A 24,847-nucleotide genomic window follows, 5' to 3' on the forward strand; every position below is an offset into this window, starting at 1 on the left:
GTGGCTTTTTGCTTGGCAGGGCAAGGTTGGCCGCATGCGGCCAACCTTGGCTTACACGCTCAGGTAGGACGACTGCTTCAGGCCGCGGCAGAACTCGGCAAAGTAGCTGGAGCGCTCTTCCTGGTTCAGCCCTGCCATCCGCGCCTTGGACTCGTAGCGGTTCAGGATCTCTTCTGGCGACAAGTGCACGTAGCGCAGCATGTCCTCGATGGTGTCGTGCTCTTCCACGCCCTCGAAAGTCACTTTGCCCCCTTCACGCACGTACACGTTCACCGAGTCGGTATCGCCGAACAGGTTGTGCATATCACCCAGGATCTCCTGGTACGCCCCCACCATGAACACGGCGATCAGGTACTCGTCCCCTGCCTTTACCTCATGCACCGGCATGCTGTTTTCGATGCTCTGCTGGTCGACATACTGCTTCACCTTGCCATCCGAATCGCAAGTCAGGTCTTGCAGCACGGCACGGCGGGTAGGTTGCTCGTCCAGACGGTGAATCGGCATGATGGGCAGCACCTGGTCGATGGCCCAGGTATCCGGCAGGCTCTGAAACACCGAGAAGTTGCAGAAGTACTTGTCGGCCAGCTTGTCGGTCAGTTCGTCGTACACCTGGCGCTGGCTGCGCTGGCTGGCGGTAAGCTGCGCCTGCAGGCGGCGGCACAGTGCGGCGTGCACCTGCTCGGCGATGGCTTTTTCTTTAAGCGTCAGGCGGCCTTCGGCGTACATATCGGACGCTTCGGACACCAGGTGGCTGGCACGGTAGTAGGTTTCGGTGACCATTTCCGCGTCGGTCAGGTTCATCAGCTCCACCAGCTTGCGTACCGGGCGCGACAAAGCCGACAGGTCCTCGATATGCGGCATGGTGTCGGGCAGGCGCTCCACGTCGGTCACGTTGACCAGCAGCACGGCGTGGTGCGCCGTCATGGCGCGGCCGGACTCGGACAGGATGCGCGGGTGCGGAATACCGTTTTCGTCGCAGAACTCGGACAGCATGGAAACGATCACGCTGGCGTATTCGTCCATGTCGTAGTTGATGGAGCTGGCGTTACGCGAGTGGGTACCGTCGTAGTCCACACCCAAACCGCCGCCCACGTCTACGTGGTCTACCGGCAGGCCCAGGGCGCGCAGCTCGCCAAAGTAACGGATAGCCTCGCGGAAGCCGGCGCGGTAATCGGCAATGTTGGCAATCTGCGAGCCCATGTGGAAGTGCATCAGGCGCACATTGTCACCGTGGCCGGCCGCTACCAGCTTGTCCACCGCCGAGATCAGCTGCGCGGCGGACAGGCCGAACTTGCCCTTTTCGCCGCCGGTATCCGCCCACTTGCTGGACGCCAGCGAAGACAGGCGCACACGCAGACCCAGGTTGGCTTTCACGCCCAGCTTGGCGCTTTCCTGGATCAGCAAATCCACTTCGGATTCTTTTTCGATCACCACGAACACTTCGTGGCCCAGGCGCTGGCCCATCAGTGCCAGGCGGATGAAATCGCGGTCTTTATAGCCATTGCACACAATGGTGCAGCCCTTGGGCGCCAGTGCCAATACGGCCATCAGCTCCGGTTTGGAGCCGGCTTCCAGGCCGATGGACACGTCCTGGGTGGCGATGATGCTCTTCACCACGGCTTCTTGCTGGTTCACCTTGATCGGGTAAATAGCGGTGTAGCGGTTGCCATAGTCCTGGCTGGCAATCGCATTATTGAAGGCGTGACACAGGCGGGTTACGCGGTCTTGCAGAATATCGGGGAAACGCACCAGCAGCGGCATGTCCAGGCCACGATCGCCCAGCGTGTGCGCCAGCTCGAACAGGTCGATTTCGCGTTGTTGATGTACATTCGGGCGTACTTTTACGCAGCCATTTTCGCCGACATTAAAGTAGCCAGCGCCCCAGTGCCGTATGCCATACAGGCTACGGCTATCCGCCACAGTCCAAGCCATGAAAGGATTTCCCTAGTTATGCAATAAATGGAAACTGCTCCTTAGTGCGCGGCTTTCGGGCTGGAAAGCTTCATGTGGGCCTGGGATGTCGGAGCGCGCAGTGCGCGGCGGGTGCCGCAAAAACGAGCGCGGATTTTAGCAACATCACACAGCTTGACAAGTACAATTTTTGGGCGTTGATTTTAATTAACACCCAGCCTGTCAAGCTACCGCGCTCCTGCCCAGCATAACGGTTTCACATGAATGTTTTTTAACTGATGCACCCGGATAGCCTAGAAAAACAGGCATCGGCCACGTGCATGATATTCAACACCCGCCAGCACCGGCTTGCACCAAAGGCCAGCCGGCTACATGCCTATAGATAGTCTTGCAAACGGTACCACGCCATCCCCAGCACCAGCGCGGGGGTACGCAGTAAGGCGCCACCGGGAAAGCGGCGGTGCTGCAGCTGCTCGAACAGCGCCAGGCGGCTATCATCTCCGGCAATGGCCTCGGCAATCACCTTGCCCGCCAAGCCAGTGTTGGCCACGCCATGGCCCGAAAAACCCTGGGCGTAGTAGATATTGGGTGCCAGGCGGCCAAAATCCGGTGCACGGTTAAGGGTGATGTCGCAGAAGCCACCCCAAGCGTAATCCACCGCCACATCGGCCAGCTGCGGGAACACGCGCAGCATGTCGGCACGCATGGCCTGCGCGAGCTGGCGTGGCGCACGGCCGGAATAGCTGACCTTGCCGCCAAACAGCAGGCGATGGTCGGCAGACAGGCGGTAGTAATCCAGCACAAAATTGGTGTCGCATACCGCCATATTGTTGGCGATAAGGCTACGCGCCCGCGCCTCGCCCAGCGGCTGGGTAGCGATCACATAGGTGCCCACCGGCATGATGCGGCTTTGCAGCGATGGCGCCAGCTTGCCCAGATAGGCATTGCAGGCCAGCACCAGCTGGCGGCAGCGCACCGTGCCCTGCTCGCATTGCACCAGCGGCGCCTCGCCGGCACGGAAGGCTTGCACCGGGGTCTGCTCATAGATCTGCACACCCGCCTCACGCGCCGCACGGGCCAGCCCCAGCAGGTAGTTCAAGGGATGGATATGGCCGGACAAGGGGTCGAACAAACCGCCCTGATAACGGCTGGAGCCCAGCACTGCGGCCAACCTTTCCTTGCCCCACAGCTCGCCATGCGGGTAGTCGTAGCGGTCTGCCAACTCGCGCTGCCAGTCTTGCAAGGCGGCCAGGTGCGCGGGCTTGACGGCCACATTGCAAAAGCCGCGTGTCCACTGGCAGTCGATCTGATGCTGGCGCACGCGCTGTTCGATGATCTCGATGGCCTCCACCGACATCCGCCAGAAACGCTGCGCCGCAGCCAGCCCCAGCTGCCCCTTGATGGTGTCCATATCGCAGGCATAACCGGCAATGACCTGCCCGCCATTACGGCCGGAGGCGCCAAAGCCGATGTGGGAGCCTTCCAGCAGTACCACGCGCAAGCCCTGCTCGGCCAGGTTCAGCGCAGCCGACACCCCGGCCAGGCCGCCACCTACCACGCAGACATCGCATTCCACATCACGCTGCAAAGCCGGTGCAGGCAGCCACGGGGTGGCGGTGGCGGCGTAGTAGGAAGGCGCGTGTGGCTGATGGGCAAACGAGAGCATAAGGACCTCGATACAAAACAGTGAATGCGGCCAACCCTGCATGGCAAGGCGGCGGGCATGAAAAACGGCGGCACCGTGAGGTACCGCCGTCGGGTCAACATCACACCTTAGCTGTGCGCGCCGCTTTCACGCATGGCGGCGGCAATGGCTTTGTCGCGGTTACGCTGCGCATTAAGCATCAGGTAGTTCGCCAGCAGTACCACCACCCCCACCACCAGTACGGTAATACTGGCCAGCGCGTTGATCTCGGGGTTGAGCCCCAGGCGCACTTTGGAGAAGATAACCTGCGGCAGCGTGGTAGAGCCCGGGCCGGACAGGAAGGCCGTGGTCACCAGATCGTCCAGCGACAGCGTCATCGACAGCAGGAAGCCCGAGGCAATGGCCTGCGACACCAGCGGCAGCGTAATCACGAAGAAGATCTTCAGTGGCCGCGCGCCCAGGTCCATGGCGGCGTCTTCCAGGCTCTGGTCGATTTCCAGCAGGCGCGAACGCACCACCACCGCCACGTAGGCCATGCACAGCGTGGTATGACCTATCCAGATGGTAATAAAGCCGCGCTCGCTAGGTACACCGATCAGCTGCTGCAAGGAAATGAACAGCAACAGCATGGACAGGCCGGTAATCACCTCCGGCATCACCATCGGTGCCGTCATCATGCCGGCAAACAGCGTGCTACCAGGAAAGCGCTTGAACCGTGCCAGCACAAAACCGGCAATGGTGCCTAGCGCTACCGCAGCCAAAGCACTGGCCAGGGCGATCTGGATAGACAGCTTCACCGCCGACATGATCTGCTCGTTGTTGAACAACGATACATACCACTTGGTAGAAAAGCCGCCCCACACGGTAACCAGCTTGGATTCGTTAAACGAATAGACGATCAGGCTGACGATGGGAATGTACAAAAACAGAAAACCCACCACCAGAACGCCCTTCAGGAATGGCGACAGTTTGTTATGCATTGCCCTTACCCTCCAGCTCGCGCGTCTCGTAACGATGCAGCAGCGCGATCGGCACGATCAGCATCAGCACCATGATGATGGCTACCGCAGACGCCATCGGCCAGTTGTTGTTATCAAAGAACTCGTTCCACAGCACCTTGCCGATCATCAGCGTATCGGTACCGCCCACCAGCTCGGGGATCACGAACTCGCCTACTGCCGGAATGAACACCATCATGGAGCCGGCGATAATGCCGTTCTTGGACAGCGGCAGGGTAATGGTCAGGAAAGCCTTGATCGGCCCGGCGCCCAGGTCGGCCGCGGCCTCCAGCAGGCGCATGTCCATTTTTACCAGGTGCGAGAACAGCGGCAGGATCATGAACGGCAGATAGGCATACACCATCACCAGATACAGCGAGAAGTCGTTATGGAACAGGTGCAGCGGCTCGCTGATCAGGCCGATCGACATCAGGAAGTTGTTGATCAGGCCGGTTTCATTCAGCAGCCCCATCCAGGCGTACACGCGCAGCAGGAACGACGTCCAGAAGGGCAGCATCACCAGCATCAGCAGCACGTTGCGGCGTGCCGGGTCGGCACGTGCAATGGCGTAGGCAATGGGGTAGCCCAGCAGCAGACACATCACCGTGGTGAAGAATGCCACCTTCAGCGACGACAGATAGGTTGCCGCATACAGGCCATCGGTAAAGATAAAGTGAAAGTTGCCAAAGTACAGGCTAAGGCTTTGCAAGACGCCATCTTCCACCTGCAGCAGGCTGGTAAACGGCGGAATGGCCAGATCCTGCTCTGCAAAGCTGATCTTCAGCACAATGAAGAACGGCACCAGGAAGAACAGCAACAGCCAGAAAAACGGCACGGCAATGACCGCCCCTTTGCCTGGCTTCAGTTTGCGCATCAGTCGCGACATATTCATCACGCTACTCCTTACCGGGTCAGCACAACGGGCATGTCTGGGCGCCAGCTCACATAAACGGTGTCACCCCAGGTAGGCGGGGTAATACTGTTCTCGTACCAATGGTTGGCCGCCACCATGGATTTCACCACTTTGCCGCTGGCCAGCTTCACGTGGTACACCGAGAAGCTGCCCAGGTAGGCAATGTCGTGCACCTCGCCACGCGCCACGTTCGGGCCTGCCGGCTGCGGCACCACATCCAGGTGTACGTCTTCCGGGCGGATACTCGCCCATACCTGCATGCCTTTGGGGCCGGTAATGCCGTGGTCGATATGGATACGGCTACCCAGCTCGGGCGAGTCGATTTCCACGCTGTCGGGCTCGTCCACCACCACCGGGCCGGAAAACATATTGGTATCGCCAATAAATTCGGCAGTGAAGCGGCAGTTCGGGTAGTCGTAGATTTCGGCAGGGCTGCCAAGCTGCAGCAGCTGGCCTTCGCTCATGATGCCGATGCGCGTGGCCATGGTCATGGCTTCTTCCTGATCGTGCGTCACCATGATGCAGGTTACGCCCACCTGCTCCAGCGTATTCACCAGCTCCAGCTGGGTTTGCTGACGCAGTTTTTTATCCAGTGCACCCAGCGGCTCGTCCAGCAGCAGCAGTTTTGGCCGCTTGGCCAGGCTGCGCGCCAGCGCCACGCGCTGCTGCTGGCCGCCAGACAGCTGGAAGGGCTTGCGGTTGGCGTACTTGCGCATCTGCACCAGGTCCAGCATTTCGGCCACACGGGCGTCGATCTCGCCCTTGGGCATTTTGTCCTGCTTCAGGCCAAACGCGATGTTGTCGGCCACGCTCATGTGCGGAAACAGCGCATAGCTCTGGAACATCATATTGATGGGGCGATCGTAGGGCGCGAGTGCCGTAATGTCTTCGCCATCCAGAATGATCTTGCCGGAGGTTGGCCGCTCCATACCCGCCAGCATGCGCAGCAGGGTGGACTTGCCACACCCGGAGCTGCCCAGCAGGGCAAAAATCTCGTTTTTGCGGATATCCAGATCTACCCCATCTACTGCCGTGGTATCCCCGAACTTCTTCACCACATTGGCAATACGCAGATACGGCGCGCCTTGTGCGGATGCCGCAGCCTGTTTGACAGTTTCCACCATGATTTTTCCTCGCGAGGGTGTTGCTCACCCCCTGTAATGTTCACTTCTGCCGTTTCAAAACGACCAAACCCAACCCTACCCTGCGGCCAACCCGGCATGCAATATGCCCAAGGGCACAAACGCTACTGCCAGCAGGCACACGACAGCACTTTTTTACCTTGGCAACCTGGCTTTATCCCCGATGACAAGTGGCACGCCACATACAGCAAGCACGCGGCCAACCAGCCATCAGCAGGGCAACATGACACCTCTCGCGCACCAGAATGATGCCCGCCAGCCTTGCAGCCAGACCAGATTAGCCGATGTTTAATAAAATTGACAACACACATGCAAAAGTCGGGCCAGCGCAGCACGAGAAGCAAAAAAATGCCGCGGCGCAGCACAAAAATGCTGACACCACAGCAAGATGCCCGATTTTAGCGGATGGGCACCGCAACACAGGCCGCTCACCAGCCCGTGCGTTTAATCCTTCCAACAGCTGGCCACTTTTAATGCATTACTGCGGCCATGACATCATTTTCGATATAAATAGCGCTACCATCCTGTTTTTTCGCCATTTTTTTGGCCTGAGTCGCGGCGGACGCCACCGCATAGTGCGAGGCAAAAAAGCCCGGCCTAACCTGCAAGACCCCGATAGACACGCTGGTTAGCGGGAAAAACCGCACCTGCCCCTCGCGGTCTGCCACGCAAAACCCGCCGGCCAGGCGGTCGCCCTCGGAAAACAGCGCCAGCACGCTCTGATCAAATTGTTGCAATACGCGCTGCAAACGCAGCTCCCAGTTGCAGCTTTGCAACAACAACACAAAATCATCCCCGCCAACATGGCCGACAAAATCACGCGCGCTGTCCACTGCAGCTTCCAGAATGGTGCCTAACAGGCGAATCATGTCATCGCCTGCACCATAACCGTACTGGTCGTTAAAAGGCTTGAAGTGATCCAGGTCGACATAGGCCACAGCAAAACTGCGCCCTTCGTCCAGCAAGCGCGCCACCTCGTCGCTAATGGGCACATTGCCTGGCAAGCCGGTAAGCGGGTTGGCATAGCGTGCGGCCAACAGCTGCTGCTCGCTGATCACCCGCATCAAGTCGTGGCCTGTGCCCATGCCCAGATAGTGGCCTTCTTCCACAATGATGAAGCCATCCAGCAAATGGCGGCGGTCGGCCGCCACCACGCGGTGGGAAAGCGTCTGGATATCCAGATCGGCGGGCACCACCAGCGGCGCGCCATCGGCCAGGGTCATGCAGGATTTCTTGGCCAGTAATTCGCGGCTGAATGGCTTGGCAAACGATTCCAGCACATGGTGGCGCGACAGCAGCCCCACCGGCCGGCTGCCACGCAGCACCGGTATGGCAAACAGGTCGGGCTGGTCGGCAAACAACCGATAGGCCTGCTCGCAGTTGGCCGTATCAGGCAGGGCCTGCACCGGCAGCAGCAGGCTGCGCGCCTGCGGTAGCGTGCGGCCAACCCTGACCGGGGCATAGCCTGGCAGGGTGTAGCGCGTGGCCTTGCCCGGCTTGGCCACCGGGCGCGACATCAGATAGCCCTGCCCCATCAGCACGCCTAGGTCGCGCAGCACCGCCAGCTCTTCGGCCTGCTCTACGCCTTCGGCCACCAAGGTAGAGCCGGCGGCACGTGCCATATCGACCAGCGAGCGGACAAATTGCAGTTTTATCGGGTCCTGGTGAATATTTTGAACAAAGTACTTATCAAGCTTGACCAGTTCCGGGCCCAGCTCGCTCCACAGCCGCAAGTTCGAATACCCCTCACCCAAATCATCCAACGCCAGCCTCAAGCCGCTAGCCCGCAAGGCATCCACCACTTTGCGCAGCACAGGGTAGCCGGCATTGGGGCGTGTTTCGGTGAGCTCCAGCACCACCCGCTCCGGTGGCACGCCGCTCACCGCCAGCATACCCAGCAGCCCATCTACCGTCAGGTCTTCGCACAGCAGCGTATCTGGCATCACGTTCATGAATAGCTGGCCGGGTAGCTGCTGCCGGGCAAACTCGCGCAACACCACGGCCATGCATACCTGATCGAGCACGGCAGACAGGCCTGCCTCGGCCGCGTAGGCAAACAAGGCCACAGGGGAATGCAGAATGGAGTCGGACGGCCCGCGCACCAGCGCCTCGTAACCCACCAGCTCGCCAGAAGCCAGATAAACAATGGGCTGGAACACAACCTGCACCAGGCCTTCGCGGATAATTTTCTCCAGCAGCAGGCGGCTAGGGGCGGGCTGTGGCATGGCGTGCGTCACATCATCAAGACATGTATTCATGGTGAACCTGCTATCGAGTACCACGGCACTTTAGTAGGTATTTGTGACAGATAATGCAGACCGCCCCGCCGCCCAAGCTGCATTGCCCGCGCAGGCCAGATGAAATTGCCTAGAATGGAGAAAACAGCAGCATAGGGAGCGCACCATGCCATTCATGCAAATCGACCAGCGCCAGCTGTATTACGAAGTCAGCGGCCAGGGCAGCCAAGCACTCATGCTGTTTAACGGCCTGACCATGAGCACGGCAGCATGGACACTGATGGCACCCATGCTGGAGCAGCGTTTCCAGCTGATTCGCCTGGATTTTCAGGGCCAGGGCCAAAGCGAGCGCACCGAGCAGCCCGCCTACGCCCTGGCGCGCCAGGCAGACGATGCCGCGGCGCTGCTGGACCACCTGGGCCTGGATCAGGTTTACCTGGCGGGGCTGTCTTATGGCGGCATGGTGGCGCAGCATTTCGCCCGTCGCCACCCGCAACGGGTTGGCCGCTTATTGCTAGCGGCCACTTTAGCGTGGTCGGATGCCATTAATACCCAGATTGCGTTAAGCTGGTCCCAGGCAGAAGCCGCCGGTGGTGCTGACTTACGCTTTGACATCAGCCTGCCATGGCTGTTTTCCAGCCGCTTCCTGCAGGCAAGCCAAGCCATGCTGCCCGACCTGAAACGCATTGCCGCCACCGTAGAGTGGGCTGCCATCGAACGCATCATTGCCGGGGTCATGGCGCATGATGCGCGTAGCTGGCTAGGCGACCTGGCTGTACCCACACACATTATCGTAGGAGACGAAGACCGCCTGACCCCGCTCTACCAGGCACGGCTACTGCAACAAGGCATATCCGGCGCCAGCCTTAGCGTCCTACCCGGCGCCGGCCACGCACTACACCTGGAAGCACCGCAACTGTTTTGCCAACACATTTTCCAGTTTGCCACCCCGTAAAGGAGGTTTCTCATGGCCCAGGACTGCATCCTGCTGTCTGTAGACGATCGTAATATCGCCACGCTGTCACTCAACCGGCCAGAGCTGCATAACGCCGTCGATGACACCCTGGCACTGCGCCTCACCCGCGAGCTGAAAGAGCTGGGCCGCGACCCGTCCATTCGTGCCATCGTCCTGACCGGCAGCGGCATGAACTTCTCTACCGGGCACGACATGCAATGGCTGGAAAGGCTCAACACCGCCGACGATGCCACATTGCAACAACAAGCACGCCTGCTGGCCGACCTGATGGTGGTGCTGGATACCTTGCCCAAACCCACCATTGCCAAGGTGCACGGCTCGGCATTCGGTATTGGCGTAGGGCTGGTGGCATGCTGCGACGTGGCCATTTCCTGCACCGACAGCCTGTTCGGATTTTCCGAGGTCAAGCTGGGTAGCATCCCGTCCTCCATTGCGCCGTACATCATTCGCGCCATCGGCGCGCGCGCAGCGCGGCGCTACTTCATCACGGCAGAGCGCTTTAATGCAGGCAAGGCCAAACGACTAGGCCTGGTACACCAGGTAGTCGAGGCCGAAGAGCTGGACGCCAGCCTGGAAATGACCCTGCGCCACCTGCTGCACAATGGCCCGCAAGCCATGGTGGCGGCCAAGCAGCTGATAAACGATATCAGCCAGCTGGGCACCAGCCAGGCCGCGCTGGATATCAGCATCGAGCGCATCACCAGCGTACGCACCAGCGAAGAGGGCCGCGAAGGCATCTATGCCTATCTGCAAAAAAGAGCACCTAACTGGATGCCCTGATTTGCACGATTGCGCCATCAACGTTCAGACCCGTGCCGCCAGCGTATGGCAGCGCGGGTCTTTGTTTAGAATGGGCCGAACCGATAAGGAAACAGCATGCGCCCATTCGAACCCGCCCAGGATTTTCTCTCCCTTAGCCTGCAAGGCCTGCAGCCACAACAAGCCACATGGCAACAGCACGGCATTCACGCCCACTGGCTGGGCCATGGCCTGTTACGGCTCTCTCCCAGCGAACCGGAGGCCACTCTGCCGCACCTGCTCCTGTCGGCAGGCGTACATGGCAACGAAACGGCCCCCATAGAAGTGTTGGCAGGTATCGTGAATGACCTGCTGGCGGGCAGCCTGCCACTCCGCGCACACGTGCTGATCGTGCTGGGCAACCTGCCGGCCATGCGCCAGGGCAAGCGCTTTATCGACTACGACATGAACCGCCTGTTCAACGGGCAGCACAGCAGCCAGCCAGCCGCCGCCGAGGCAGTGCGCGCCGCCGAGCTGGAGCAGCTGGCTCTGGCATTCTTTAGCCCGTCCACGGGCACCAAACGGCATTACGACCTGCACACCGCCATACGCGGCTCGGTGTTCGAACGCTTTGCCATCTACCCCTACCTGCACGAGCGCCCGCACAACCGTGAACAGCTGATGTGGCTGGCCCAGGCCGATATCGGCACCGTGCTGCTACACAGCAAGCCAGCAGCCACCTTTAGCTACTTCACCAGCCAGCACTGCCAGGCCGATGCCTTTACGCTGGAGCTGGGCAAGGCACGCCCGTTCGGCCAGAACGACCTGAGCCGCTTTGCCGGCATAGACCTGGCACTGCGCCAGCTTGTCAGCGGCCAACAGCCCGCCACCCCGGCCTACGATGCCAGCCAGCTGCAGCTGTTTCGCGCCAGCTACGACCTGATCAAGCACAGCGGCGACTTTGTCCTGCACCTGGCCGACGACGTGGAAAACTTCACGGCACTGCCTGACGGCATGCTGATCGCCGAAGACGGCGCTATCCGCCACCTGGCGAAAGGTGGGCAAGAGCGCATCCTGTTTCCCAACCCCCGCGTCAGCATCGGCCTACGGGCCGGCATCATCATCGCCCCGAGCAGCCTCGACTAGACAGATATCCACAGCAAATCGGGAAAAAGCTGTGGACAAGCTGTGAAAACCACAAAAAAAATATGCGGCATCAGCCACTTGGCTATGCCGCATATTTTTCAGGCAAACCGCCTTCCCGCAAACGCTAGCGCCCCGCCTGCGCCCCGGCCTGATAGTTGCGCAGCCAGCTGGCAAATGCGGCCAACGGTACAGGACGAGAGTAAAAGTAGCCCTGGCCGAAATCGCAACCCAGCTCACGCAGCTTGTCGCTGATCTCGCGCGTTTCTACTCCCTCGGCCACAACGGTAAAGCCCAGCGAATGCGCCAGCTCGGTCGTAGAGCGCACAATCATGGCATCGGCCTCGCTCTCGACTACCTCTTTCACAAAGGCCCGGTCTATCTTCAGCTCCGAAACCGGCAGCTGCTTGACGTAAGCCAGCGACGAATAACCCGTGCCGTAGTCATCAATAGCCAGCGCCATGCCCATATTGCGCAAAGCATGCAGGGTTTCCAGCGCGCGATCCGGGTCTTCCATCACACCGCTTTCGGTGATTTCCAGGCACAGGTACTCTTTGGGCAAGCCTGCCATGCGCAGGCAGCTATCAACAAACGCCGGCAGCGCAGCGTCCAGCAAATCCCGCGTGGACAGGTTGACCGAAATGCGCACCGGCGAGCCTGCGGCCAACAGCTCGGCGCCATCGATACAGGCGCGCGCAATTACCCAGTGGGTAATCTCGCGGATATAGCCGGTTTGCTCGGCAAAGGGGATAAACTCGAACGGCGGCACAAAACCGCGCACCGGGTGCTCCCAGCGCACCAGTGCTTCGGCTTCGCAATGCAGGCTGCCATCCAGCGCCACTTTGGGCTGGTAATGCAGGGTAAGCTGCTCCTGATTCAGCGCTTCTTTCAGGTCACCCAGCAGGGAAAGATGTTCTTCGCGGAACTGGCGCTTGGCCGCATCGTATACCGACACGGTGCACTTCTTGCGCTTGGACACATACATGGCCTCGTCCGCGCAGCGCAGCAGGTCCTGCGCGGTAGCCGCGTGTTCCGGGTAGCACGCAATACCGATACTGGCCCGCACATCCAGCTTCCGCTCATCTACCGCCAGCTGCCGCTCAAAGCCCTGTAGCACCGCCTGCAACACTTCCTGGTAATCGGTACCGGATACAACAAAAGCAAACTCGTCACCGCCAAGGCGGGCCAGCACACCACCAAAGCGGGCCACCTCGGCGTGCAGCCAGAAACCGATACGCATGATCACCCGGTCACCCGCCACATGGCCCAGGGTGTCATTCAGCTGCTGGAAACGGTCCAGATCCAGCAACATCACGGTCTGGCTCTGCGCGCTACCTTCCAGCCGGCGGCCCAGCTCGCTCAAGAAGCCGGCACGGTTTACCAGACCCGTCAGCGTGTCACGGTAAGCCAGCGCCAGGATTTCCTGCTCGCGCTCGGCAATGGCCGTCTGCATGTGATCCAGGCTGTCGGCCAGCTCGGCCAGCTCGCTGGTTTCCGGCCGTTCTACTTTTTCGGCATAGCTGCCATCACGAATCTTTTTGGCTACCGTCACCAACCGGTGCAAGGGCGTCGTCACTACCCCCGCCACCTTGAAACTGGCAAGAATGCACAACAGCAGGCTGGCAATGGCCAGCGCCAGCAAGGCTTTTTGCAAAGCATAAAACGGCGCCAGGATCTCCTGCAGCGGGCGCTGCAGCACGGCATAAACCTTGTCGCCGCTACCACTGGCAATGGGCAACAAACGGGACTGGTGTGGTGCACCAGCCAGCTCCAGACGCTTTTCGTGCGTAGGGTGGGCCAACAGGTCTTTCAGCTGGTCAGGCGGCAACGTGGACGCAAAACTGTGCCAGCCACCCTTGCCATCCTTGGTCATGAAGGTGACTTCCAGATCGGACATTTCTTTCAGGTCATTGGCCACCTTCTCGGTAAGCTTCACACCTAGCGTAATCCAGCCGATGACCACGGGTGCCTTCACCGGCACCACCACCAGCTCGTATGCCTGGCCTTTTACCACTTTGATACCGCTGGCCACGCCGTCTTTGCGAGCGGCTTGCATCAGATCGGGGAAGGGATACACACCATCGCGCGCCACCCCCAGGTTATCAGCGGGTACCGCACCCTGCAGGTCACTGAGCAACACCAGCTCGGCCCCCAGGCGGGTAGCATGGTTGTTCAGCGCGGACAGCATCGTGGGGCCATCTGCTGTGGCCAGTGCCTCGCGGAACGCAAAATCCCCTACCAGCACCTGCGTGGCCTGAATCAGCAGCTTGCTGTTTTGCTCAAGCAGCCGGTTGAACACCCGCTGCCCGGTTTCCAGCTCTTGCTCGGCCTGCTCTTCGAAAATACCCAGGTTGGCCGCACTGACCATAAAAAAAGACACCCCCAGCACCACCGCCAGCAAGGTGGTAAACAGCAGGGTTACCCTGAAACGCAAAGTTTTGGCCAAGCGCACATCAACCCCCTTGCCGGCGCAAGTCTGGCTTGCTCAATGTGACTCTGGCCCGCACAGTCTGCGCGGCGGCCCCTACTTTGATTTGCTGCATCATTTCTTCTTTCATACGGGGGTGCCATATCATCATGTTGTAATCACCCGCCGGAACATTTTCTACTACGGCATTACCACGGTCTTTACTCACCGCAAACCAGGGCGTTTCCACCACCAGCACATACGCCAGCATCCAGTCGTGGATATTACAGCCCAGTGCTACCAGGCCCGGCTTGTCAAACACCACGGGCTGGCTGGGCGTACCCGAATACAGTTTCAGATCAAATAACTTGGGTGCAGAAAACGAATACACGTGGTGGCGCACAGTGTCTTTATTGGGAAAAGAGACTGCCGTGCCTGTTTGAACAACGGATACATAGGGCACAAAAGTCTTGTCTACCTGCTCGATAGACCCCTTTTGCCCACCCTTCGGCGCCCTGCCCTGCAGTGGCTGCAAGTACACGGCCGCATCCGCCAACGCCACGCCCTGGCTATCGCTAACGGCAACCGTGACATCAGCACCTAGCGCTGGCATGGACAGCAAGCTTGTCAACACAAGGGCGCTGACACCCGCCGCTATTTTGTCATATGTCATCTGGCCGCCTCATGCTTGTATCGCGTCATTATCCAACAAAGCAGCAGACTGGCACACTTGAAGTGGCACGCAAATTAATACAACTCAAGTTAAAGCCTAACTTTTGATATTTTTCAGTTTTAAAAAATAGCCAACAACCTGGCCATCATCCATAAAACTGCGCATTGCATTATAAAATGCAAAAGGAATTATCCGCCAGTTCATCTACAGGCCTTGCAAAATGAAACCCCCTGCTTGCAAAGCAAACAGGGGGTTTCATTGGCAGGCATACTAGCTATTCGACAGTACGGCAGTTTCATGGCGCCGTTACAGGCACAGCGACACGCCATACTGCCGCAGCCAGCAGCTGTGCTAGCTATCAGGCAGCAACCGTCGGCTCTTTTTGCAGCATGGCCAGCAGGGTGGCCACACGCAGCTTCAGCTCCCGACGATCAACGATCATGTCGATGGCGCCTTTTTCCACCAGGAACTCCGAGCGCTGGAAGCCTTCCGGCAGCGTTTCACGCACGGTCTGCTCGATCACACGCGGGCCGGCAAAGCCGATCAGCGCGCCTGGCTCACCGATAACCACATCGCCCAGGAAAGCAAACGAGGCCGACACACCGCCCATGGTAGGGTCGGTGAGGATGGAAATGAACGGCAGATGGTGATCAGACAACAGCTGCAGTGCGGCCGAGGTCTTGGCCATTTGCATCAGCGAATTCAGGCCTTCCTGCATGCGCGCCCCACCAGAGGCAGCCACGCAGACAAACGGCGCACGCGCTTCCACGGCGGCTTGTACGCCACGCACGAAACGCTCACCGACAACCGAGCCCATGGAGCCGCCGATAAAGCGGAACTCGAACGCAGCCACGACCACCGGCAAATTGTGGATACTGCCCTGCATCACGACCAGCGCGTCGTCTTCACCGGTGGTTTCCTGCGCGGCATCCAGACGGTCCGGGTAGCGTTTGCTGTCCTTGAACTTCAAAATGTCTACCGGTTTGACTTCGGCACCTATTTCACGGCGGCCTTCGGCGTCCAGCAGGACATCCAGGCGCTCACGGGCGTGAATCGGGTGGTGATGGCCACACTTGGGGCAGACCTGCAGGTTGCTTTGGAGGTCGGTATGGTAAAGCACCGCCTCGCAGGCCGGGCACTTGCTCCACAGCCCCTCCGGCACCGCCGACGACTTGCTCACGCGCGTATCGCGCTTGATCTTCGGCGGCAGGAGTTTGTTCAACCAGCTCATGCTGACTCCTTGAATCTAAAGCTGCGGCCAACATGGTGCTGGCCGCAGTATCACTGGAACGGGTATCCAGTATTGTCCTAACGGATGGCAGCCTTCAGTGTGGCTACCAGACGGGTTAACTGCTCTACGGCAGTTTCGGGTGTTGCCGCCTCGACTTCCTGTACCAGGCGGCTACCCACCACGACAGCATCTGCTGTCACGGAGATAGCACGGGCGGTTTCGGCATCACGAATACCAAAGCCCACACCGATAGGTACAGTAATGTGTTCTCTAAGGGCGGCAATTTTACGCGCTACGTCGTCAATGTCCAGATTTCCCGCGCCGGTAACGCCTTTTAATGACACATAGTAGACGTAACCCCGCGCCAGACGGGCAATTTCGCGCACCCGCTCAGCCGGCGTAGTAGGCGCAATCAGGAACACCGGGTCCAGCCCGGCCGCCACTAGCGCGGCGGTCAGGTCTTCTGCTTCTTCTGGTGGGCAGTCTACGGTCAGCACACCATCCACCCCGGCGGCGGCGGCAGCCTGGGCAAACGCCTCGTAGCCCAGCACATGTACCGGGTTCAGGTAACCCATCAGCACCACCGGGGTGTGCTGGTTGGTTTCACGGAAGGTTTTCACCATGGCCAGTACGTGGCGCAGGCCAACCTTGTGCGCCAATGCGCGCTCGCTGGCACGCTGGATTACCGGGCCGTCGGCCATCGGGTCGGAAAACGGAATGCCCAGCTCGATAATGTCGGCACCGCCATCTACCAGGCCGTGCATCAGGCCTACGGTCAGCCCGGGGTTCGGGTCGCCGGCGGTAATGAAAGGAATCAGGGCTTTTTCGCCTGCAGCTTGCAGGCGTGCAAAGGTTTCGGCTACACGGCTCATGCGGTATGGTCCTTGCATGGGGAGTTCAATACGGTTTCGAAGTGCTCGACCACCGGGAACGGGTCATAGAAATGGTGCAGTAACGCGCGCCACTGCTGGTACTGCGGCGATTGCCGAAAGCCCACCGTGTGGGCCTCCAGCGTTTGCCACTGCACCAGCAGCAGATAGCGCCCCGGCACTTCCAGGCAGCGCTGCAGGGTATGGCCGGCGTAGCCGCCCGTGGCGGCAATCAGCGGCGAGGCTTGTTTAAAAGCCTGTTCAAATGCCCGCTCTTGCCCTGCCCTCACCTGCAGATAAGCTGCCTCCAGCACCGGGGCGACGATCACAGCGTGATGCCCATCAGGCCGGCTACGGTGTTGATGTCTTTATCGCCACGGCCGGACAGGTTCACCAGAATGATCTGGTCTTTGCCCATAGTGGGGGCCACTTTGGCAGCGTGTGCCAGCGCGTGGCTGGATTCCAGCGCGGGAATGATGCCTTCCAGGTGGCAGCAGTCCTCGAACGCTTTCAGCGCCTCATCATCGTTGATGGCCACGTATTCGGCACGGCCAATGTCTTTCAGCAGGCTGTGCTCCGGGCCCACGCCTGGGTAGTCCAGACCGGCAGATACCGAATGGGTCTCGATGATCTGGCCGTCTTCGTCCTGCATCAGGTAGCTACGGAAGCCGTGCAGCACGCCAGGCTTGCCCGCCGAGAGCGGCGCAGCATGGCGGCCGGTATCCACACCGTCACCACCCGCCTCGACACCCACCAGACGCACGCCATCCACATCTACATAAGGGTGGAAGATACCGATAGCGTTGGAGCCGCCACCCACGCAGGCCACCACCATGTCCGGCTGACGGCCCAACATGTCCTGCATCTGCTCTTTGGCTTCGATACCGATAATGCGCTGGAAATCGCGCACCAGCATGGGGTAAGGGTGCGGGCCGGCGGCAGTGCCCAGAATGTAGAACGTGCTGTCGATATTGGTGACCCAGTCGCGCATGGCTTCGTTCAGCGCGTCTTTCAGGGTTTTGGAGCCGCTTTCTACCGGCACCACGGTGGCGCCCAGCAGCTTCATGCGGAACACGTTAGGCGCCTGGCGCTTCACGTCTTCGGAGCCCATGTACACCACGCATTCCATACCGTAACGGGCGGCTACCGTGGCAGAGGCCACACCGTGCTGGCCGGCGCCGGTTTCGGCGATCACACGCTTCTTGCCCATGCGGCGCGCCAGCAAGGCTTGGCCGATGGTGTTGTTTACCTTGTGCGCACCGGTATGGTTCAGGTCTTCGCGCTTGAAGTAGATCTGCGCACCGCCCAGCTGCTCGGACCAGCGTTTGGCATGGTAAATCGGGCTGGGGCGGCCCACGAAGTGCTTCAGCTCGTGGTGATACTCTTGCCAGAAGGCCGGGTCAGCCTTGGCGCGGGCGTACTCGGCATTCAGCTCGTCCAATGCTGCCATCAATGTTTCCGCTACATAGACACCGCCATACGCGCCAAAACGGCCACGTGCATCGGGGAAGTCATAACTGCTCATGGAATGCTCCTGATGGTTTTGTTTTAAGGCGCCAGACCCATGTCTGGTGCCATTGAATATTGCCCCTCCCGTACTGCGGCCAGAAACGCCGCCACACGCTCGGGGTGCTTGATACCTTTACCCGCCTCTACCCCGCTGGACACATCTACCGCTGCGGGTTTAACGCGGCGCACCGCACCGGCCACGTTGGCCGCATCCAGCCCGCCGGACAAGATCAACGGCAAGGGCAAGGATGGCGGGATAAGCGTCCAGTCGAACACGGCGCCGGTGCCACCATGGGCACCTTCCACGAAGGCGTCGGTCAGCAGGCCGCGCGCATCGTGATAGTTGGCCGCATAGGCTGCCAGGTCCATGCCGGGGCGCACCCGCACGGCTTTCAGGTAAGGGCGCTGGAAGCTGCGGCAAAAGGCCGGCGCTTCTTCACCGTGGAACTGCAGCACGTCGATGGCACACGCGGCCAACACCTGCTGCACTTCGTCTACTGTCGGGTTAACAAACAACGCTACCACGCTGACAAAGGGCGGCAAGGCGGCAATGATGGCCTGCGCCTGCGCTATCGTGACGTGGCGTGGGCTGGGCGCGTAAAACACCAGCCCGATGGCGTCCACCCCCAGCGCAGCGGCGGCGGCCGCGTCCTGCGGGCGGGTAAAACCACAAACCTTGGTACGCACTGTCATGCTATCTCCACAGCGTTAGCCGCTCTGGCTGTGCCTGGGTGGGCAGATCAAAAACCGCCGGATAACCCACGCCCGTCAGGTACAGCCCATCCGGCATGAAGGTAGGCGGTGCCTTGGTGCGGTCGCATGCGGCCAACAAGGCCTGCATGCCCGCCACATCCAGGCTGCCTTTGCCGGCGTACACCAGTGCGCCCACCATATTGCGCACCATGTGGTGCAAGAAGGCATCGGCGGTCAGGTCAAAACGGATCAGACCCTGGCTCTCGCTGATATCCAGCTGCTGCAAATGCTTGAGCGGCGACTTGGCCTGGCATTCCGCCGCACGGAAACTGGAAAAATCATGCTGCCCCAGCAATACCGCCGCAGCGGCGCGCATGGCGTCGATATCCAGCGGCTGGTGATACCAGCCCACGCGGCCGGCAGTCAGCGCCGGGCGCACCGGGTGCGTTAGCAAGAAATAGCGGTAAGAGCGGGAAAACGCAGAAAACCGGGCGTGGAATTCATCACTGACCTCACGCGCCCACACCACGGCCACCGAGGGCGGCAAATGCGCATTGACGCCGCGCACCCAGGCATTCAGCGGGCGGCTGACCGGCGCGTCAAAATGCACCACCTGCATCAAGGCATGCACACCGGCATCGGTGCGCCCTGCTGCCAGCGTGCTGACAGGCTCGCCGGCAATCGCCGACAGCGCCTGATTCAGCTTGTCTTGTACGGTATTGCCGCTTGGCTGGGTTTGCCAGCCGGCAAATGCGCGCCCGTCGTATTCCAGACCCAGCGCGATTCTCATTGCACTACTTTCATGATGATGATCAGAACCAGGCCGGCCACACACACCAGCGCCCCATCCCGATACTGCCAAGAGTAAAAACCCAACTCTACCTTATCCGGCAAGGTTTGTGACCCCTGATCTGCCTGCAGGCTGGCTGCCAGCCAGGCCAGCGACAAGCGCGGGCGGGCCGCCAGCAGCAGCTCGGCCTGCTGCAGGGTCAGTACCAGCCGCAGGTTAAAACGCCCTACCGGCAAGCCGATCATCGCCAGCGGGGCCAGCAACAGATGCAGGCCCGCCAGAAAACCGGCCTGCCCGTAAAGCAGCCACAGCAGGCGCACGCTGGCCGACATCACCAGCAAGCGCAGCGCCTGCTCGCCGCCCAGCTGCAGGCCCTCACGCGACGGCGACCACGCCTGCCCTGCCCAACACGGCACGCCCGGCACAAACCAGCCAGACAGCAGGCACACCGCCAGCAGCAAGAAGCGCATACGCCATGCCGCGCGCAGCAGCGCACGCCAGGCACCCGGCACCATCAGCCACAGCCCCGTGGCCCACAGCAAGCCCGCCCCATGCAAACCGGACAAGGCCACAATGAAAAACAGCCAGACAAGGAGGCTGGCTGCGGGGTGAAAGGGGCGCATGATCACACTTTGATACCGGCCTCGCGCAACAAGGCATCGGCGGTTTCGGTATCGCCCATCTCGCGATAAAGCCGCGCCAGATCCTGCGCCGCTTCCACGTTATCCACCTGGCGGGCCAAGGGCACCATCTCGTCCGGCTCTGGCGCAAAGTTACCCAGATCCACCGGCGCGCGGGGCTCATCCAGCACGAAATGCTCCTGCGTATCTTGCGCCGGGCGATACAGCGGGTTGTCCGGGTCCAGCGTAGCGCCCAGCTGCAGCACGCGCTTCCACAGGCCACTCGTCGGGCCGAATACGGCCAACAAGTCCAGCGCTACAGACTCGAACTCCTGCCGGTTGCCCTTGCGTGCAATCAGGTCCAGCAGCTTCATGCGCAGATCTTCGCGATCCGGCTCGTTGGACAGGCTCTCACGCAGCAGCTGCTCTGCGGCGTCAAAACGGCCATAAGCCATCAACACATCCGCCTCAGCCAATACATCGATGGCCTGCAGGTTGATATCGTCGGCAATCGGCTGCACCAGGGGCTGCTCGTCCGGGCCCAAGGAGGCACTTATCGTGACAGGACCCATGGCACTACGTAACCGTGAAACCGGCCGCACCGGCTGGGCAGCGACACGGCGGCGCTTCACCAGCAGCCATGCCAGCAGGCTGGCTACCGACAAGCCCCCCACGCCATACAGCACCCACTGCGTGAGGTTTTCGTCCAGAAACGCTTCGTCTTGCACCGTGGGTTCTTCCGGTCGATGTGCAATGGTTGCTTTGGGCGGCTGGGCAGACAAGCGGTTGATCTCGGACTCCAGCCAGTCAAGTCGCTGCTGGGCGGCTTTTAGCTGGGCCAGTTTCTCTTGTTCTTCCGCAGAAGCCACCGGCGCCGAAGCCGGCTGCGCGGCCGGCCCGGCAGACGCCTCTGGCACCGCCGCAGCTGACGCAGAAGCAAGCGGTTTTACCGCTACCGGTTTAGCTACACCAACTGGCACCGCTTCCGGCTTTGCCGCTGCGGGCTCGTCACCTGCGGCAGCTACCGGCACACGCATCAGCGCACCGGCAAACAGCTTGTTCCTGTCACCACGGGCAAAGGCTTTGGGGTTGGCCGCATACAGTGCATTTTCTGTTTGCGATACCGTTTTACCCTGGGTAAAACGCCGCGCCAAACCGGACAAGGTATCACCAGGCTGTACACGGTACTGCCCTGGCATGTCGATAGCTGGCGCGGCTTGGCGTACAGGCAGTTTGGCCAGGTAGACGCCGCGCTGCGGCACGGCAAACACAAAGCCACGCTGGATAATGGCGCCATCGTGGCGGGCTTCCACGCCAAACGCCACACGGGCCTGCTGCAAGGGGATGCTCGAGCTGATCGACAGCCACTGGCGGCCTTTACGCTGATGTAGCGCCAGCACGGGCTTGCCCAGGGCACTATCATCGGAAAGTACCGCAAACGTGGCCGCACTGATGGACGCTGGCCAGTCACCCAGCAGCTCGATTTCGGCACGCATAGGCAGGCCGCGGGCAGACAGCAAACGCCCTTCGCCAAATGCCAGGCCACCGGGTTCGTCTATCAGGGGGTGACGCTCCGCCAGGGCGGCGCTGCTGTCTTCTTTCTTGCCGGACGGGCCGGGCGCCGGCGCGCCGCCACTCACACGGTATTCGCGCACCACTTTGCCAGAAGGCCAGGAAAGCTCCAGCGCAAAATTGAATGGTTCACCCGGCGCCAGCGCCGGGCCAGTAACACGTACCAGGTATTGCTGCGGCGCCACTTCGACCGTTTTGATCTGCAACTGGCTGGCTTTGTCGGAATAAGGCGCCAGCGTGGAATACCGCTCGCGGGATGCCAAGGCAACAAAGGGGTTTTCCAGCCCCTGCTCCGGATCCAGTGTTATCTCCGCATAAAACGGTTCTCCCGGGCCAGCCAGCAAGCGAATCCCCCCCAGACCCGCTTGTGCCCATGGCGATGCAGCAACAAATGCGATCGCCAGCCCCGCAACTAATGGCCGCAATGTCACCCCATGTCCTTTTTCAGTTTTTTTGGATGTTCAGACATAGTACCCATAAGCTGCAGTACTAACAAAGCACATTAACTTCTTACACGACCTGTATCAATATTTACAGCGACGCCAGCAAAGTCTCTGCCTCGGACTTCAGGCTGCCTTGCGCCTCTGCGGCCAACTCTTCCAGCACCTCGCGTGCGCCTTCCTTGTCGCCCATATCCAGATAAACGCGCGCCAGATCCAGCTTGGTAGACAGCGGGTCATCCGACAGGCTCATGCCATCCAGCGATGGTGCTGCCGGCTCGCTAGCCTGTGGGCTACCCAGGCTATCCAGCGTGGACATATCAAAATCAAATGCGTCATCTACAGACTCAGGCTGGGCGGCAGGGGCTGCTGCTGGCGGCTCCGGCGTATCCAGATTGAAGTCAAAGTCCAGCATGTGCTTGTCTTCTGGCGCTTCCTCTGCTGGCGGTTCAGGCTCTGGTGCAGGCTGCGCCAGCAGGCTTTCCAGATCCAGATCCGGCTCGGGCGCAGGCTGGGCCACGGCAGGCTCGCCAAACAGCGCATTACGCAGCGGGTCGTCATCCGCGATGGCGATGGATTCCGGCTCGATAAATGCTTCCTGCGGCAATGGCTCAGGCTCGCCCATCAGCTCCGAATCCAGATCGATACTCATGGCTGCAGCAGCCGCCACCGGCGTAGCGGCGGCTACCGGTGCTGCCGGGCTGGCCTCGCCGGCATACAGCGGGTTAGCCGGGTCCACGGACATACCCATGGCTGCCGCACGCGACCACAGCGAACCCTTGCCATCTACCGCAGCATGCAGCTCACGCGCCTGGGCTTCCAGCGCGGCCTTATCCTGGCGCGATGCATAGATTTCCATCAGTTTCAGGCGTACTTCGTGGCGGGTCGGGTCTTTGGTCAAAGCATCTTTCAGGATGTCTTCGGCCTGCTGGTCGCGGCCATAAGCCAGGTACACCTCGGCTTCGGCAATCGGGTCAACCTCGCCTGCGTCCACGCCATTCATGCCGGTGCGGGTAAAGTCTGCCAGGAAGGTGTTACTGCCCGCCTCGTCCACACCGGCTACGCGGCCAACGGTACCGGCACCCAGAATGGAAGCGCCAGCGGCCTCGGTAGCTGCCTTGGTACCGCGCTTGCGGCGGCGCATAAACAGCAGCGCAGCTGCGCCCAGCAGTACCGCAGCACTGCCACCGGCAATCAGGGGCAGGTAGTCCATCACCTGGGACATCAGACCCGGGCCTTCTTCCTCCGGTGCGCTGGCCGGCTGCTCCGCAGCCGGTTTTTGCGCCGGGGCCGAGGCAGCAGGCGCCGGCACCGGTGCCGAGGCTGACTCGGCCGGGATAGCCGCCATGGCCGATGCCGCCGACGCGGCCATCTGCATGGACTTCAGTTTGTCTTCCAGTTCCTGGATTTTCTGCTGCGCCGCCTTGAGCTGCGCATCTTGTGCAGAAACAGGCGCCGACGCAGTCTCAGGCTGCTCCAGCTTCAACACGGGCTGTGCCGTACTGGTGGCAGGGGCCGCCGGGGCCGGCATCAGCGGCTGGGCCGCCTTCTGCACCGGTTTGGCCGGCGCTGCGGCAAAACCATCCAGCACCTCGGCCACGCGGGCCGACTTCAGCGCACGCGCTGTGGCAGCCGATGGCACACGCAGACGGGCACCGGTTCTGAGTGTAGCGGGGTCACCGTTAACAAAAGCAGACGGGTTAGCCAGCACCAATGCCGCCATGGTCTGGCGCAGGGTGGCGCCATCTGCACGGGCGATGCGGCCAACCTGGGCCAGGGTTTGCCCACGCTTGACCACAATGAAATCTGGTGGCAACGCCGGCGCGGGTGCAGCCGGTGCAGGCAGCGGTATACGCACGGCAGACGGGGTAGCGGGCTTCAGGCGCGCCGGCTCGGCGGCAGCAATGGCTTTGGCCGAGCGCTCGATGGCATCTGCCTTGTTGGGGTATTCCAGCGGGTCCAGCAGCACGGTGTATTCGCGAATCGAGCGGCCACTGGCGGTTTTGGCCTCTACCACAAAGCGCAGGTAGGGGTCGCTGATAGGCTGAACCGACAGCACCCGTATATAGGGCTTGCCGTTGGAGCGATATGCCAGGGCAAAGCGCAGGCTGGTGAGTGCCGGGCTGTAGTCTACTTGCAGATCACGAAAGGTATCGGGAGAGGCCAGGCCAACACGCACGATCTCGTCTTCGGCACTGCCGGTCAGGTCGATATCGGCACGCAGCACCTCGCCCAGATTGGAGCGTACTGCTATCCCCCCCAGCCCGCCCCAGGCCGCCGTAGAAAACAGCAAGGCCACCAACAGCGAGCTCATCTTTTTATTGGCTAGCATCGTAATGC

The 24,847-nt window shown here is 60.8% G+C and carries 20 protein-coding genes; 3 read left to right on the forward strand and 17 right to left on the reverse strand.

The annotated features are described in order from the left end of the window. Positions 1–51 precede the first annotated feature (51 nt). From speA to FLQ44_RS06455, 6 genes are all read right to left on the reverse strand, one after another. Positions 52–1,932 (reverse strand): arginine decarboxylase, encoded by a 1,881-nt coding sequence (speA, locus tag FLQ44_RS06430; RefSeq protein ID WP_147693602.1) that lies wholly within the window; start codon positions 1,930–1,932, stop codon positions 52–54. 355 nt (positions 1,933–2,287) lie between these two features. Continuing rightward, positions 2,288–3,577, reverse strand: coding sequence for an NAD(P)/FAD-dependent oxidoreductase (locus tag FLQ44_RS06435; protein ID WP_147693603.1), 1,290 nt, complete (start codon positions 3,575–3,577; stop codon positions 2,288–2,290). Positions 3,578–3,684: 107 nt separating this feature from the next. After that, positions 3,685–4,536 carry an ABC transporter permease subunit gene (locus tag FLQ44_RS06440; RefSeq protein ID WP_147693604.1) on the reverse strand — a complete coding sequence of 284 codons (852 nt, stop codon included), beginning with the start codon at positions 4,534–4,536 and terminating at the stop codon, positions 3,685–3,687. Further along, positions 4,529–5,446, reverse strand: a complete 918-nt coding sequence (locus FLQ44_RS06445) for an ABC transporter permease subunit (protein ID WP_147693605.1) — start codon at positions 5,444–5,446, stop codon at positions 4,529–4,531. The genes FLQ44_RS06440 and FLQ44_RS06445 overlap by 8 nt, the downstream gene beginning before the upstream one ends. Before the next feature lie 11 nt (positions 5,447–5,457). Continuing rightward, a complete protein-coding gene (locus FLQ44_RS06450) occupies positions 5,458–6,591 on the reverse strand; it encodes an ABC transporter ATP-binding protein (protein ID WP_147693606.1) in 1,134 nt (377 codons plus the stop codon). Between the two features lie 488 nt (positions 6,592–7,079). Further along, complete coding sequence (locus FLQ44_RS06455; protein ID WP_240801199.1) at positions 7,080–8,867, reverse strand: GGDEF domain-containing protein; 1,788 nt, start codon at positions 8,865–8,867, stop codon at positions 7,080–7,082. A gap of 145 nt (positions 8,868–9,012) precedes the next feature. On the opposite strand from FLQ44_RS06455, the gene FLQ44_RS06460 reads away from it, so the two are divergent. From FLQ44_RS06460 to astE, 3 genes are all read left to right on the forward strand, one after another. Continuing rightward, entirely contained in the window at positions 9,013–9,801 is a 789-nt protein-coding gene (locus FLQ44_RS06460) for an alpha/beta fold hydrolase (RefSeq protein WP_147693607.1), read from the forward strand. Positions 9,802–9,813: 12 nt separating this feature from the next. After that, positions 9,814–10,602: an enoyl-CoA hydratase-related protein gene (locus FLQ44_RS06465; RefSeq protein WP_147693608.1), complete on the forward strand. Its 789-nt coding sequence runs from the start codon at positions 9,814–9,816 to the stop codon at positions 10,600–10,602. A 96-nt stretch (positions 10,603–10,698) separates the two neighbouring features. Beyond that, on the forward strand, positions 10,699–11,706 hold the full coding sequence (gene astE / locus FLQ44_RS06470; protein ID WP_147693609.1) for a succinylglutamate desuccinylase: 1,008 nt from the start codon (positions 10,699–10,701) through the stop codon (positions 11,704–11,706). A 124-nt stretch (positions 11,707–11,830) separates the two neighbouring features. Here the strand turns inward: astE and FLQ44_RS06475 are convergent, their stop codons facing one another. The 11 genes from FLQ44_RS06475 to FLQ44_RS06525 form a co-directional block, all read right to left on the reverse strand. Next, positions 11,831–14,155: a bifunctional diguanylate cyclase/phosphodiesterase gene (locus FLQ44_RS06475; protein ID WP_147693610.1), complete on the reverse strand. Its 2,325-nt coding sequence runs from the start codon at positions 14,153–14,155 to the stop codon at positions 11,831–11,833. Position 14,156: 1 nt separating this feature from the next. Next, a complete protein-coding gene (locus FLQ44_RS06480; protein WP_147693611.1) occupies positions 14,157–14,783 on the reverse strand; it encodes a methylamine utilization protein in 627 nt (208 codons plus the stop codon). Positions 14,784–15,141: 358 nt separating this feature from the next. Continuing rightward, positions 15,142–16,014, reverse strand: coding sequence for an acetyl-CoA carboxylase, carboxyltransferase subunit beta (gene accD / locus FLQ44_RS06485; RefSeq protein WP_147693612.1), 873 nt, complete (start codon positions 16,012–16,014; stop codon positions 15,142–15,144). A 77-nt stretch (positions 16,015–16,091) separates the two neighbouring features. After that, on the reverse strand, positions 16,092–16,886 hold the full coding sequence (gene trpA, locus FLQ44_RS06490) for a tryptophan synthase subunit alpha (RefSeq protein ID WP_147693613.1): 795 nt from the start codon (positions 16,884–16,886) through the stop codon (positions 16,092–16,094). Then, positions 16,883–17,212 (reverse strand): antibiotic biosynthesis monooxygenase family protein, encoded by a 330-nt coding sequence (locus tag FLQ44_RS06495; protein WP_147693614.1) that lies wholly within the window; start codon positions 17,210–17,212, stop codon positions 16,883–16,885. Before FLQ44_RS06495 ends, trpA begins: the two co-directional genes overlap by 4 nt. Further along, positions 17,209–18,408, reverse strand: a complete 1,200-nt coding sequence (trpB, locus tag FLQ44_RS06500; RefSeq protein WP_147693615.1) for a tryptophan synthase subunit beta — start codon at positions 18,406–18,408, stop codon at positions 17,209–17,211. Before trpB ends, FLQ44_RS06495 begins: the two co-directional genes overlap by 4 nt. Before the next feature lie 23 nt (positions 18,409–18,431). After that, complete coding sequence (locus FLQ44_RS06505) at positions 18,432–19,085, reverse strand: phosphoribosylanthranilate isomerase (protein ID WP_147693616.1); 654 nt, start codon at positions 19,083–19,085, stop codon at positions 18,432–18,434. Between the two features lies 1 nt (position 19,086). Then, positions 19,087–19,875: a tRNA pseudouridine(38-40) synthase TruA gene (gene truA / locus FLQ44_RS06510; RefSeq protein ID WP_147693617.1), complete on the reverse strand. Its 789-nt coding sequence runs from the start codon at positions 19,873–19,875 to the stop codon at positions 19,087–19,089. Beyond that, a complete protein-coding gene (locus FLQ44_RS06515; protein WP_147693618.1) occupies positions 19,872–20,498 on the reverse strand; it encodes a hypothetical protein in 627 nt (208 codons plus the stop codon). The genes truA and FLQ44_RS06515 overlap by 4 nt, the downstream gene beginning before the upstream one ends. A gap of 2 nt (positions 20,499–20,500) precedes the next feature. Next, positions 20,501–22,498 (reverse strand): FimV/HubP-related protein, encoded by a 1,998-nt coding sequence (locus tag FLQ44_RS06520; protein ID WP_500692535.1) that lies wholly within the window; start codon positions 22,496–22,498, stop codon positions 20,501–20,503. Between the two features lie 100 nt (positions 22,499–22,598). Further along, positions 22,599–24,839, reverse strand: a complete 2,241-nt coding sequence (locus FLQ44_RS06525; protein WP_147693620.1) for a motility hub landmark protein FimV — start codon at positions 24,837–24,839, stop codon at positions 22,599–22,601. Between the last annotated feature and the right edge of the window lie 8 nt (positions 24,840–24,847).

It is taken from the genome of Vogesella mureinivorans (genome assembly GCF_007644035.1).
Taxonomy (GTDB): Bacteria; Pseudomonadota; Gammaproteobacteria; order Burkholderiales; family Chromobacteriaceae; genus Vogesella; species Vogesella mureinivorans.